Consider the following 13,454-nt stretch of genomic DNA (forward strand, 5'->3'; position numbering starts at 1 on the left):
CGCTCAAGTCGGACAGATGCGTTGGGCCGGTAAATGGTTGCACAAATATTATAATATCAATTTTAATAAGTGGTGCCAAGGCTGAGCAATTTGGCGGCGCTCACTCCTGCCTCTAACCAATTCGTAACATTCCCATCATATGAAGGACACGAGGAAGTAATACTAAAACCCGCCCTTTGTGCCAGCATTATCATTTGATGAATAAACTATTAATAGTCCTCCTCCTGCTGATTGCCGGACGAGCTTACAGTCAGGCAGCTGACTCTGTATTTCAAGCGCCACCCGCCACTAAAAAGTGGTATGAAACATTTGCCATTCGGGGGTATGCACAGGCCCGCTATAACCGCCTGCTCGAAACCAACCCGGACCTCGGCTGCGAGCAGTGCGACCGGTCGTGGGGAAAAAACGGGGGGATTTCGCTGCGCCGGGTGCGAATTATCTTTTTCGGGCAGCTGCACGAGCGGGTGTATTTCTACATCCAACCCGATTTTGCCAGCACGCCAAGTGGTAGCACCTCGCTGCAGTTCGGCCAGTTGCGCGATGCCTACTTCGACCTGGGCCTCGACAAGGCCAGCCAATTCCGTATTCGCCTGGGCCAGAGCAAAATTCCTTTTGGCTTCGAGAACATGCAGTCGAGCCAAAACCGGCTTACCCTCGACCGCAACGACGCCCTGAACAGTGCCTTCTCTAACGAGCGGGACCTGGGCGCCTTCTTCTATTGGGCGCCCACGGCGGTACGCCAGCGCTTCGCCGCGCTGGTGAAAGAGGGCCTGAAAGGCTCGGGCGACTACGGCATGGTGGGCCTGGGCGTCTTTAACGGCCAAACGGCCAATCGCCCGGAGCTGAACGACAAACAGCACGTGGTCGCCCGCTTCACGTACCCGATGGCAGTGGGCCGGCACATTATCGAGCCTGGCCTCCAGGCGTATTCCGGCGATTATGTGATGGCGGCCGACCAACTGTCGGCCGGCGTGAAGGTGCGCCCCGACCGTAGCTACCTCGACCAGCGCGTGGCTGCTACGTTTGTGCTGTACCCGCAGCCATTTGGCGTGCAGGCGGAATTCAACGTGGGCCGCGGCCCCGAATTCAACCCGCGCACCGACAGCATCGAAACCCGGGGCCTGCACGGCGGCTACCTGCTGCTCAACTACCGCCTGCGCTACCAGCAGCAGCAGTTTTACCCCTTCCTGCGGGCGCAGTACTACGAAGGCGGCAAAAAGCACGAGCGCGACGCCCGCAGCTACGGCGTGCGCGAGGCCGAACTGGGCGTGGAATGGCAGCCCGTCAGCAGTTTTGAGTTGGTGGCCATGTACACGCTTTCATCGAGGCGCTACGAAGATTTTCAGAAGCCCGACAACCGGCAGCGCGGCGGCCTGCTACGGCTCCAGGCTCAGATTAACTTCTAGCAGCCTGCGGCAGAAATAATTGGGTGGGAATGCTTGCGCGAATTCTAGCCTAAGCTTTGCGCTCTTCTACCGGGTACCGGGTACGCGTTGGGGCTGTGGCAGAAGGCCAATTGCCTGTTGCAAAAGAGTTGAAAGGTCGCGATTTGCAAAAAAAATCATCGACGCCGTAGAAATCCGGTTGCTGGGGCGTGACGATAAAGACTAGGTCGGAGTACTCGGTGTGACACACGTACGACCGGATGCGGTGGTGGTCTTTTAATACGAAACAGACCTCTACTTGCCACGAGCCGGTTGGTCGCCCATCGCCTGCTTGCTGCGGTTGCATGCGTTGGTAAGAACCGATGATTGCCGCTACTGTAGGCCCGTCGCGGAGGACCAGCGAATCACGAATGAGTGACGCCTGAGACCGATTATACGGGTAGAGTACCACATGGCTTACCCTGTCGACCGTGGCGTGGGCCAAGATTTCCAGTTGATGGCGCCGGCCTGTCCGGCTGCGCAACGTCGCGTAAAAACACGCTCCCAGCGACACCATGAAAATTGCGGCGAAGGCATAAGGGCGAATCGGCAGTGCCTTCAGCATCAATGATAAATGAATAGCAAAATAAACGTTGACCGTCTATTAAGGTAGACGTTCCCTCAGTGCGCCACGCGGCGGTACACGCTGTGCCAAGGGTTCTGAAAGACCCGCTCGTAGGCCCCAATGCGGCTGGGCGCGGTGGGCGGCACCCGAAAACCCTGGTTGTAACTGTGGTCGGTGACGACGTATTCGGCCGAGTCGCGGGCAACCAGGGCGAAAAACCCGTGGACCGAGAGCGTGTCGTGGTAGTGCCGGGTGTTGCGCATGGCGTAGCCCGTGAGGCCCCGCAGGCGGTAGTTGCCCACTTCGTTGAAGAAAAAGTCGAGTGGCACCACCGCTACCGTGCCCCGTTTTGGCATGTAGCGCGCCAGTTGGGCATTTTCGGTGGCGGGCCAAGGCGTTTCCTGCTTTGTGCGCCACAGGTAGTGGGCGCGCACGCCGGCCCCAACGGGGTACACCACTAGCAGTACCTGCAGCGCCACGCGACGCCACGGCGCCAGGCGCGGCCAAGCTCCCAGCGCCAACTCCACCACCACAATGATGAAAAACGGCATCAGCAACAGAAAATAATAGCCCGTGGCCCGTGCGCAGATTATCCAGAAGCTGAGCACCAGCAGCAGCAAATACTGCTGGGGACCGGTGAGACGCCCGGCCCCGCGCCGCCACGTGAGAGCCACCAACGCCAGCAGCAACACCGTCAGCACGGCTTCGCCCTCGCTGTGGAAGTACACCGCTTGGTACTTGAGCAGCATGGCCAGCTTGGCCCAGCCGTCCTGGTTGGCTTGCGTAACGGCGGCGTTGCTAAACTGGGAGAGCAGCACCGGCAGCTCGTGGTTCAGCACGGCATCGAGCGGATACAAAGCCATGGTGACGGTGCCGGCCGCGCCAAAGGCCAGCACGCCCGGCAGGCGGGTGCGCTGCAGAAGCAGCCACAAGCCACCCGCCATCAGGTAGATGAGGGCGTGCAAATGCGCCAGCCCGGCCAAGCCACCCAGCAGCCCCGCCAAGGCCAGAAAGCCCGGACGCCCCCGCGCCGCGCGTAGTAGCATAAACGACGCTAGTCCGGCGCTCATGGCCAAAGGTTCGGGCCGGCCAATAAACGCCGCCGACACCAACGCCCCGCAGCCTAGATACAGAAAGACTGCCAGCCAGCTGGCTTCGGCCTGCCCCCGGAAATAGCGCAGCAACAGCCCCATGCCTACCAGGGAGAACAATAAGCCCACCATTTTGACCGTGTACAGGCCGAAGCCAAAAACACTCATCAGGCCCGCCTCCACGTAAATGAAGGCCTTGTGAAACACGTAGGCGTGCTGCTCCGACCCATCGCCGATGCCCCGGAATAACTCGGAGCGGGCGTGGCCATCCTTCACCACCCAATACGCCAGCTCGGCCCCCCAGGCATCGTCGAAATGGGCCGCCCGCTGTGGCAAGGTGCTGAGGAGTAAGGCCACCAATACCGCCACGGCCGCATAGTAGACGCCGCGGGGGAAGATAATTGTTCGCATAAAGCAGGAAGTCACCGGCAGTTCATTGCCCGGCGGCACAACATAAGCCGTTTGGCAAAAGTAGCTCCTCGGCAGAATCCGCTACCGGGGGACAGGCTTCTGCCGAGGAGTATGCTGGTGCACCTTCCCACTAAGTTTTTTGAAAGCGTACTTTGTGGACCAGATTGTGAGGAAGGACTATTCGCGCAATACTGACTGATTCCAGTGCCGTATTATTATTCTGGCCGTCTTTCGCAGCACTTATTGTGGCTGGCCTGCGCGGCGGGCGTGGCGGGCCTGCTGGCCTCGCGGGCGTTGGTGGCGCTGGCCCCGTTGGTGGGCGTGTGCGCCGTGCTGGCCAACCCGAATTTGCGGCGCGAGGGCCCCAGGTATTTCCGCAACGGAGCCGCCATGCGCGCCGCCGCGCTGTTCGTGTTTTTGGTAATAAGTGGCTTGTATACCAGCGAGTGGGCTACGTGGCGCCACGAGGTGTTTCGCAGCTTGCCGTGGCTGGGCGTGCCGCTGGCCTTCACGCTGGCGGTGCCGCTGTCCGGCCGGCAGCGGCTGGCAGTGGGCTCGCTGTTTGTGCTGGGCACGGCCGCCGTGGGGCTGGCCACCCTGGCCCAGTACCTGCTGGACCCCGCCAGTGCCAATGCCGCCATCCGCATCGGGCAGAACATGCAGTCCATCACCCGCGTGTTCCATATTTATTTCGGCGTGATGCTGGCGCTGAGCTTCTTTTGGGGCCTGCTGCTGCGGCGCCATATGGCAGTGCCGCCGTGGTTGCGGGGCGCGCTGCTGGGCGCGGCGGCGGCGGCTGTGCTCACGCTGCACGTGCTGGCCTACCGTACCGGCCTGCTGGTGCTTTACGCCGGCTTGCTCGCCTACGTGGGGTGGCTGCTCACTCAAAAACGACTACTGTGGGGCTTAGGAATGCTGGCTTTGTTGGCCCTGGGGCCGGTGCTTGCCTATCACACGCTTGAATCGGTGCAACACCGCGTCGATTCCACGCTCTGGGACCTGCACCAGTACAAAATGGGCCAGGACATCAACAACTATTCCCTTTCCAAACGGCTGGCGGCGGCCGAAACAGCTTACGTCATCATCCGGCAGCACTGGCTGCTGGGCGTTGGGCCGGCCGATGCGCACGCCATCATGCGGGAGCAGTACGACTGGCGAGATTTTGGTCTGCGCGACTCCAGCCAGGCTGACGTGCACAACCAGTACCTCAACGCCCTACTGGGCGGCGGCCTTATTGGGCTGGGGCTGTGGCTCGCGGTGCTGTTTTGGCCCCTCACCCGTCGCTGGGCCCGGCGCAATCCTTACGTCTGCTTTTTTATTCTTATCCAAGCCACGGCCATGCTGGTCACCGACACGTTGAGCCTGCAAATCGGCCTCAACATGTTCGTGTTCGGCTATGGCTTCTTGGTAGTGGCCGGCGAGGCGGATGAGCAGCGCAAACTGCCGCTTAGGCAATAGAGACCCTGGCCTGTGTCTTAACTCTGCCGATTTACACGGCAGCCGGGCTCTCCAGTAGCTCCATCTGCCACTGCAGCTGCTCTTCGCGAATGGGGTAGGGCACGCCGTTGCGAATGGTTTGGAACACGGCTTCGAATAGACTCAAGTAGTCGCCAGGTTCGGCGGGGTCAGCCGTTGTAATGAGGGTGCCGTCGGGGCTGGCCAGGGTGAGGCGGCCTTCCTGGCCGGGCGTTTCCTGGCCGTATTCGGCAACTAGGGGCGACATGCCGTGCAGGAGTTGGGCTTCCTGGGGGTCGGTGCGGTCTTTTTGGTAGCTGCCCAGGGTGCCGTGCAGCACGTAGGCCGGACCCGGGGCGGCCACGAGCAGGCTGGATGTCAGCCACACATTCAGGCCCTGGGGGTAGCGCAGGTGCAGTGAGAAAAAGTCCGTAACCCGGCTGCCGGGCCGGTGCTGGCCCACCGATTTGTGAAAGCTGAGGGGCTGACCAAACAGGCTGAGGGCTTGGTCAATGAGGTGCGGGCCCAGGTCGTAGAGCAAGCCGCTGCCCGGCACGGGTTCTTCCTTGAATTTCTTGATATTAAGCGTCGGTTTGTAGCGGTCGAAGCGGAAATGAGCTTCGATGAGGTGGCCGAGCTGTCCGCTGTTTACTACGCGCCGCACCGCCGCAAAGTCACTGTCCCAGCGGCGGTTTTGGTAGGCCAGCAGGTGGCGGTCCATTTGCTGGGCGAGGGCCGATAATTCCTGCATTTCGGCCACGGAAGTCACTACGGGTTTTTCCAGCACCACGTGCTTGCCGGCGCGCAGGGCTTGCTGGGCCAGCTCGAAGTGGGTGTTGCTGGGCGTGTTCACCACCACCAGCTCAATGGTCGGGTCGGCCAGCAGCTCGGTCACGCTGGAGTAGCTGCGGATGGTGGGGTAGTTGAGGCGCATGCGCTGCTCGCTGCGCTCGGCCACGGCCTGCAAGTCGAATCCGGGGTGTGCGGTAAGAAACGGCGCGTGAAATAGCTTGCCCGACATGCCGTAGGCCAGCAGGGCGGTGCGAATGGGAGCAGTGGTCATGCCTCAAAGTAACACCGCCCCTTCTCAAAACCGGGCGGGTTCCAGAACCGCATCCCCTGCCAATCACCACTGACCAATCACCCCAAAAGTGGAATAATTAAATAGCGGCAAAAAGGACATTGTTCAGAAAATTATTGATAATCAACAGGTATTAATCCTTAACTACTGCGTTTGATAGATTGCTTTTTTGATTGTGCCTAACTTGTACCGGGTTTTTTAAGGCAGCGTTGGGCACTATACTTCCCGTCAGGCGTTTGCTCTTAAAAATAAGCAGCCCATCGGCTTGCGGAAGCGTCATTTCTTCGGTGCAGCACCGGTAGATGGTACTTCCGGAATATTTACAAAATCGGGGGCGGCCCGCGGTTTGCCAAGCAAACCAGTATTACAGACGAAAACTAGACGATATGAAGCAATTAGTTATTCTTACTGCCTGGCTGGGCCTACTGCTGGGTAGTTATTCGTCGGCCCAGGCCCAGACCAAAAAGCCGGTTCCCGCTGGCGCGCCGGTAGCGGCCAACGCCCCGGCGGCTACGGCCCCGCGCTACCAAGTAGGCAAGCTCTCGACTGACCCCGCCCAGTACATGGTTGATGTGCAGAGCATGATGGCCAGCACCAACAATGCAGCCGCCCGCGCGGTTGCGGCGCGCCTCAAGGAACTGTGGGGCTCCAACCGCCTCACCTCGTCGCAGCAGGCGCGCATCGTGGCGCTGTCGCAAACCATGCTGGCCAAGCGCTTCCGGCCCCGGCCGCACTTCGAATACTTGTTTGGAGCCATTGTGGGGGGCGCCACTACGGCTAAGCTCAGCGACCAGCAGATGGACCAGTACCTCGACGTGCTGGGCCAAACCTTGGAAAAGGAAGCGCCCCAGGAAACGGAGAAGTTTATCTTCATGACCAACCGCTTTTTCAACGGCGGCTACCTCTACCGCACCGGCTACAACACCCTGCGGGCCATCAACGGCACCGTGTCGTTTGCGTATTCGCCCATTGCGGCGCCCGTTTCCAACCTTGATTTTGGCGCGCCCACGCCGGCCCCCAAAGAAGAACCGTTGCCCGTCGCCAAGCCCGTAGCCCCGAAGCCCGTGGCGAAAGCGCCGGCCAAAGCCGCCTCGAAACCCGTGGCCAAAAAGAAAGCCAGCAGCAGCGGCTGGGATACATCCGACATGTGGTCGTCGCCCTCGGGGGGGGGCTGGGGCGACTCGGACGATGGCTGGGGCGCACCGGTGAAGAAAGCGCCGGCCAAAAAGCCCGTGGCCAAAACCACGGCCAAGCCCGCCGCGGGCAGCGCCAAGACCGCGCCGGCCAAGGAAGCCGCGCCGGTAGTAAGCGCTGCCGATTTTGAGACGCCCACGGCATCATTTACGCCGTCGGCCTTGCCCTACGACGATTATATGGCGCCGCCCGCCCGCGGCGCGGTGATAGTGGTGAAGGACGCCGACTTGTTTATGGCCACGGCCGGCGACTCGATATTTCTGAAGAAAGTAAGCGGCACGGCCGTGCCCAATTCCAACCGCTTTATCGCCACGGGCGGCCAGCTAGTGTGGTCCATCAAAACCAATCTGGTGACAGCGGATATGACGGGGTTCGACTTCGACCTGACCAAGCCCGAGTTCACGGCCCAACCGGTAACGCTGACGTACCCGGCCCTGCTGGAAGCGCCCGTGAAAGGTGCCCTGAGCTACAAGAGTGTGCGCCGCAAGCCCGGCGCCACCGAAACCGGCTACCCGCGCTTCATCACCCTCACCAACGATGCCCGCATCAAAAACCTGGGCGAAAACCTGCAGTACCGCGGCGGCTTGTCGATGGCCGGCAGCAAGGTGCTAAGCGCAGCGCTGGACGGCTCGCTTTCCAACCTCACGGTGAGCCTGGACGGCAAGCCCAAATTCAAAGCGGCGTCGCGGGCTTACGTGCTCGGCGACTCCGTGATTACGGCCAGTCGGGCGGCGGTTACCATTTATCAGGGGGCGAAGGATTCCGTGACGCACCCGGGCGCGCAGCTCAAGTTCTCGAAGGGCAAGCAGCAACTCAAGCTGGCCCGCGAGGAAGGCTTGTACAAAAACACGCCGTACAGCGACTCCTACCACCAGATGGACATTCGCACCGAGGCCCTGACTTGGAACCTGCGCGAGCCGACCATCGACTTCGCGGTGCTGTCGTCCAAAAACCAGCAGTCGGCGGATTTTGAAAGCAAGGAGTTCTTTACAAACAGCCGCTACCAGCAGCTCAAGAGCATCAACCGCCTGCACCCGCTGCAAATGCTGCTGGGCTACAGCCAGAGCCACAACAACATCAAAATCCTCAATGTAAAGGACCTGGCCACCGACCTGAAAACGTCGGAGCCCAACATGCGCAGCGCCATGGCCGGCCTGGCCCGCGACGGCTACGTGCAGTGGAACCCCCAAACCGGCGAGGTGACCATTCTGCCCAAGGGCTCGCACTACGTGGCTTCCGCCCGCGACCGCAAAGACTACGACCACATCGCTATTAAGTCCCTATCGGGCACGGGCCGCAACGCCACGCTCAATCTGAACACCAACGAGCTGCTGGTTCGGGGCGTGGAGCGCTTCAATTTCTCCGACGACTCGGCCACGGTGTTTGTGCAGCCGGACAGTGCCATTATCCGCATTCAGAAAAACCGGAACATCGATTTCGGCGGCACGGTGGTGGCGTCGGCTATGCGCTTCCGGGGCCGCGACTTCAAGTTTGATTACGACGGCTTCTACGTCGACATGGCCAAGATTGACTCCATCGTCATTCGCAGCGAGGCCCGTGATTCCAAAGGCAAGCCCACCGGCAAGCACGCCGACTTTGCCCTGACCAACAAGGGCAAGGTTTCGACCGGCCGCCTGTATTTGAACGACCCCAACAACAAATCGGGCCGCAAAAAGAAGGGCCAGTACCCGTCGTTCGACTCCAAGAGCGGCGCCAATGTGTACTTCGGCAAGCAGGACGTGCTCGGCGGTGCCTACGACTCGACCCTGGTATTCGACATCCCGCCGTTTAAGCTCGATTCGCTCAACGGCATCAGCAAATCGGCGTCGGGTTTTGATGGCACGTTCCGTAGCGGCGGCATCATTCCCGATATTAAAACCAAGCTCACCGTGCAAGAAGACGGCTCGCTGGGCTTCATCTACGACGTGCCCAAAGACGGCTTCCCGCTCTACAAGGGCCGGGGTCGCGTCTTCAATAAGGTGAAGATGAGCGCCAAGGGCTTGCAAGCCGACGGCACCATTACCTACCAAACCGGCACGTTCACGTCCAATCAGTTTGTGATGTACCGCGACTCGTTGGTGACGGTGGGCCGGTCGGGCATGATTACTGCCAAGAAGGGGGAAGGCGTCGACATTGCGAAGATGACGCTGCCGCCGGGCTACCTCATGAACTGGAACGTGAAGCAGGACTCCATGTTCCTGTCCACGCCGCGCACCGGCGAGCCCATTCGCCTCTACAGCTCCGCCGACCGCAAGACCAAAACGGTGTCGGCCTACACCTTCAAGGGCACGGCCTTGCTCACGCCCAAATCCACGGGCGGCAGCGGCACCCTCGACGGGCCGCAGTCCTTCATCAAGTCGCCGGAGTTTGTCTTCAAAACCGATAGCTACTCGGGCAGCAAAGCCACGGTCAACATCAAATCGGCCGAAGTCAACAAGCCGGCGCTCACCGCCAACGAGGTGGCCTTTGACTACAACCTGACCAAGGGCTACGCCGATTTCAAGCGCGAAGAAGGCAGCAAAGCCAGCATCGACCTGCCCTACTCCAAGTTCAAAACCACCCTGAGCGGCGGCCGTTGGGACTTCAAAAAGAAACAGGTGCAGCTGCGCGTAGCTGCCAACGCGGACTCCACCAATTCCTATTTCTATTCCACCAACCCCGAGCAGGCCCTGCGCTTCAAGGCCTCGAGTGCGGTGTACGACCTAGCAAAGTACCAGATGAAAGTGGGCGGCGTGCCCCATATTGCCGCCGCCGATGCCTGGATTATTCCCGACTCGGGCAAGGTCAACATTCTGGCCAACGGCCGTATTCAGCGCTTCAAAAACGCAACCGTGGAGCTGGACTCGTTGGGCAAGTTCCACCGCCTGAACAAAGGCAGCATCGAAGTGCTGTCCAAGCTGGCCTTCACCGGGAGCGCCGAGTACACCTTCAAAACGGCCCGCGACTCGGTGGCCCTGCGCTTCACCAACTTCGAGCCCGACCCGGCCGCCATTCTGGCGGGCAAGGGCCGGAGCGTCCGGAACTTGCTTGGCGGCAAGAAAGACGAGTTCAGCAGCGGCGGCACGGGCCCGGCCACCGTGGCCACGGCCACCGTGAGCTCGGCCACCAAGTTTCAGCTCACGCCCCGCATCGGCTACCGCGGCAACGTGCAGCTGAACTCGCAGCGCCGCGGCTTTGCCTTCGACGGGCAGGTGCAGCTGCAGTTTGGCAAAGAGCGGAACCTGGCCGAATGGGTGGCCATCAAGGACTCCATCGACCCCAAGAATTTCAGCCTCAACCTGCGCGACGTGAAGTCTGAAAACGGCAAGCCGCTGGTTACCGGCCTGTTCCTTTCGGACCAGTCCAATAAGGTGTACCCCTTGTATGCCGCCACCGTGCCCAACGAGAGCGACGTGACCCTGTTCAAAGTGGATGGCGACCTGCGCTACGACGATAAAAAAGGCATTTATACCATCTCGCGCAACGACTTGAGCAACATTAACGCCTACGAAGGCGCGGTGCTCACCTACACCGATTCCACTAGCGCGCTGGCTTTCCGGGGCCCGATGACGTTCATCAACTCCAACAAAAACTACAAGATGGTGGGCAGCGGCGTGGGCACGGCCAACCCCGACAGCGCCCGCTACACGGTGGACGCGCTGCTGGGCATTGACATCGAGATGCCACCCAAGGCCGTGGAGGTGATGGCCGCCGAGTTGGCCAAGGTGACCAAGGGCTCGCCCGAAGCCCAGGACGGCTCCACCAACGAGCTTTACAAGCTGGGCCAGTTCATCGGCGACCGCGGCGTGGAGGCCTACAGCATGCGCAAGGGCAGCCCCGAATCCATCATGAAGCTCTCGCCTAAGCTGATGCACACCCTGTTGTTGAGCCGCGTGAACCTGCGCTGGAGCGAGAAGCGGCGTGCTTGGTACTCGGTGGGCCTACTCGGCCTGTCGGGCGTGGGCAAGCAGCCGCTTAATGCCCTAGTAAGTGGCCACGTAGAGATTCGTCGTGAAAACGAAACCGACGTGGTGGAAATCTACCTTGAGCCCGAGGCCCAGACTTGGTACTACTTCAAATACGCCAACAACCTGCTGCTGACGAAGTCGTCAAGCGAGGACTTCGACAATGAAGTCCGCGGCAAGGCCAAGTACGACTACAACACGGCCACCAGCTACGGCGCTTTCGTGGGCGACTTCTCGGACGTGGACGCCTTCCGCGCGCATTTCCAGAAAGACTACCTGGGCAAGTCCGGTAAGCTGGCCGCCCGCCCGGCTGCGCCGGTTTCGACCGGAAACTTCGACAACCTGGACGGCAAGAAGAAGAAAAAAGGCAAGAACGACGACGCCTTTACCGAAGACCCCAATGCCGACCCAGCCGCCGCTGCCGCCGCCGAGCCCACCAAAAAGAAGAGCAAGAAAGCCAAGGCCAACGACCCCTTCGGCGATGGCGTGATGGAAGACCCCAACGCCCCGGCCACGCCCGCCCCCAAGGAAGCGGCCAAGGACAAAGCCGCCGCACCCGCCCCTGATGCAGCTCCCGACCCCGCCGAGGCCAAAAAAGCAGCCGACCGCGAAGCCAAGAAGGAGGAAGAGCGCATCAAAAAAGAAGAGGAGCGCATCAAGAAGGAAGAAGAAAAACAGAAAAAAGAAGCCGAGAAGCGCAAGAAAAAAGGCACCGAAGACCCCTTCGGCGACAGCTAAGCTACCGGCCAAACCAGCGTGACTCATTAAAAAAGAACGTCATGCTGAGCGCCGCCGAAGCATCTCGCGTGTGGTAGTAAAATCAATTACTGCCCCAATAGAGATGCTTCGGCGGCGCTCAGCATGACGTTCTTTTATTCGACGCTCCGCAGCACGTGCTGTTATTTTGTGCATCATCCCCAATTCCCTCTATGAACTATCTCTACATTGTCCTCGCACTGCTGGCCGCCTACCTCCTTGGCTCCATTCCCACGGCTCTGTGGGTGGGCCGCCGCTTCTTTGGCTTGGCCGATATCCGCGAGCACGGCTCCGGCAACGCTGGCGCCACCAATACCTTCCGGGTCCTCGGTCCCAAAGCCGGCACCGCCGTGCTGCTAGTTGATGCTTTGAAGGGCTTCGTAGCCGCGTACTTCTTGCCCATGTGGCTGGTGGCGCAGGGTGCCATTGCCCCCGAGCACGAGTTGTATTTCAAGCTGGCGTGTGGGGTGTTGGCCATTGTAGGCCATATTTTTCCTGTGTTCGCGCAGTTTCGGGGTGGCAAGGGCGTAGCCACCGTGCTGGGCATGATGCTGGGCGTGGCCCCCGCTACGGTGGGCGTGTGCATGCTCGTGTTTATTGTGATGCTGCTGCTGTTCCGCTACGTGTCCTTGGCCAGTATGACGGCCGGCCTCACCTTCGCGCTGCTGCAATTGCTGCCCCAGTTCCGGCCGGCGCAGCCGTTCATGGTGTACGTCGGCTTTGTGCTGGCAGTGCTGCTCATCTATACCCACCGCGCCAACATCGGCCGGTTAAGGAGTGGCACGGAGAGCCGCGTGCCGCTGTTTGGGCGGAAGTAAAAAGGTGCTAGGGGCCTTGCCATCAGTCATGGCTTAAGCATACGTTACTTTTAGCGCATGTTCCGTTCCCTATTTGCCCTGATGGTGGGCTGCCTGCTGCTGGCCGGCCCAGTTGCCGCCCAGAAGATTGATGGTGCCCTGGCGACTGCGCCGGCAGGCTTTCATTGGCAACCCTTGCCCGAAGTGAAGGCCGCCATGCTGCTGCCCGACGGCTGGTACTACAAGGCAGAGCTTGGAAAAGATACCCAGGCCTACTTCCTGACGCAGGAAGAAATAGTGGAAGGCGGCGAGTTTCAAACCGGCTTATCGCTGAACGTGGTGCAAAAAGTGCAGGCCAAAACCAACCGCAAGGCCGCCGACTACGCCCGGGCTTTCAGCGCCCGCGCCGGGCTGGCGCCCACCCAGGAAGTGCTCGACCGGAAGGAGGAGGCGCTGGGACCGTTGCGCCTGTTTCGGGTGCGCTACCGGGCCGCACCGGCCGATGCCAGCCCCAAGATTATCTGCCAATGGGCCATTGCCAACACCAAAACCGACACCTTCTACATGATGGTGTTTGAAAGCCCCGAAAAGGAGTGGGCCGAAGCCTGGCAGCTGGGGGAAACGATGGTGCGCGAGCTGGTGCTCGATTCGAAGCAGTAGCGGGACGTATGGAGTGAGGGTTCCGGCGCAGCCCGCTACTTTTACCCCCGTATTCCCAATCCCAACTCCCGCTCCG

The 13,454-nt window shown here is 60.6% G+C and carries 7 protein-coding genes; 5 read left to right on the forward strand and 2 right to left on the reverse strand.

Annotation, left to right across the window (positions count from 1 at the left end):
- Positions 1-197 precede the first annotated feature (197 nt).
- Positions 198-1,406, forward strand: coding sequence for a porin (locus I2I05_RS03495; RefSeq protein WP_196280793.1), 1,209 nt, complete (start codon positions 198-200; stop codon positions 1,404-1,406).
- 639 nt (positions 1,407-2,045) lie between these two features.
- Here I2I05_RS03495 and I2I05_RS03500 read toward each other — a convergent pair.
- Positions 2,046-3,491, reverse strand: coding sequence for a hypothetical protein (locus tag I2I05_RS03500; protein WP_196280794.1), 1,446 nt, complete (start codon positions 3,489-3,491; stop codon positions 2,046-2,048).
- Between the two features lie 204 nt (positions 3,492-3,695).
- Here I2I05_RS03500 and I2I05_RS22270 point away from each other — a divergent pair, with 204 nt between their 5' ends.
- On the forward strand, positions 3,696-4,949 hold the full coding sequence (locus I2I05_RS22270) for an O-antigen ligase family protein (RefSeq protein ID WP_196280795.1): 1,254 nt from the start codon (positions 3,696-3,698) through the stop codon (positions 4,947-4,949).
- Between the two features lie 31 nt (positions 4,950-4,980).
- Here I2I05_RS22270 and I2I05_RS03510 read toward each other — a convergent pair whose 3' ends face one another.
- Positions 4,981-6,009, reverse strand: coding sequence for a Gfo/Idh/MocA family oxidoreductase (locus I2I05_RS03510; protein ID WP_196280796.1), 1,029 nt, complete (start codon positions 6,007-6,009; stop codon positions 4,981-4,983).
- A gap of 404 nt (positions 6,010-6,413) precedes the next feature.
- Between I2I05_RS03510 and I2I05_RS03515 the strand changes: the two genes are divergently transcribed.
- The 3 genes from I2I05_RS03515 to I2I05_RS03525 all read left to right on the forward strand — a co-directional run bounded on the left by I2I05_RS03515 (position 6,414) and on the right by I2I05_RS03525 (position 13,378).
- Positions 6,414-11,903, forward strand: a complete 5,490-nt coding sequence (locus I2I05_RS03515) for a hypothetical protein (RefSeq protein WP_196280797.1) — start codon at positions 6,414-6,416, stop codon at positions 11,901-11,903.
- 191 nt (positions 11,904-12,094) lie between these two features.
- Positions 12,095-12,739: a glycerol-3-phosphate 1-O-acyltransferase PlsY gene (gene plsY / locus I2I05_RS03520; protein ID WP_196280798.1), complete on the forward strand. Its 645-nt coding sequence runs from the start codon at positions 12,095-12,097 to the stop codon at positions 12,737-12,739.
- A 57-nt stretch (positions 12,740-12,796) separates the two neighbouring features.
- Complete coding sequence (locus I2I05_RS03525) at positions 12,797-13,378, forward strand: hypothetical protein (protein ID WP_196280799.1); 582 nt, start codon at positions 12,797-12,799, stop codon at positions 13,376-13,378.
- The last annotated feature ends 76 nt before the right edge of the window (positions 13,379-13,454 follow it).

The sequence above is a fragment of the Hymenobacter jeongseonensis genome (assembly GCF_015694725.1).
GTDB lineage: Bacteria > Bacteroidota > Bacteroidia > Cytophagales > Hymenobacteraceae > Hymenobacter > Hymenobacter jeongseonensis.

Coding starts and splice junctions, on each gene's coding strand:
- I2I05_RS03495 (WP_196280793.1), top strand. CDS start 198: ATGAATAAACTATTAATAGTCCTCCTCCTGCTGATTGCCGGACGAGCT.
- I2I05_RS03500 (WP_196280794.1), bottom strand. CDS start 3,491: ATGCGAACAATTATCTTCCCCCGCGGCGTCTACTATGCGGCCGTGGCG.
- I2I05_RS03510 (WP_196280796.1), bottom strand. CDS start 6,009: ATGACCACTGCTCCCATTCGCACCGCCCTGCTGGCCTACGGCATGTCG.
- I2I05_RS03515 (WP_196280797.1), top strand. CDS start 6,414: ATGAAGCAATTAGTTATTCTTACTGCCTGGCTGGGCCTACTGCTGGGT.
- plsY (WP_196280798.1), top strand. CDS start 12,095: ATGAACTATCTCTACATTGTCCTCGCACTGCTGGCCGCCTACCTCCTT.
- I2I05_RS03525 (WP_196280799.1), top strand. CDS start 12,797: ATGTTCCGTTCCCTATTTGCCCTGATGGTGGGCTGCCTGCTGCTGGCC.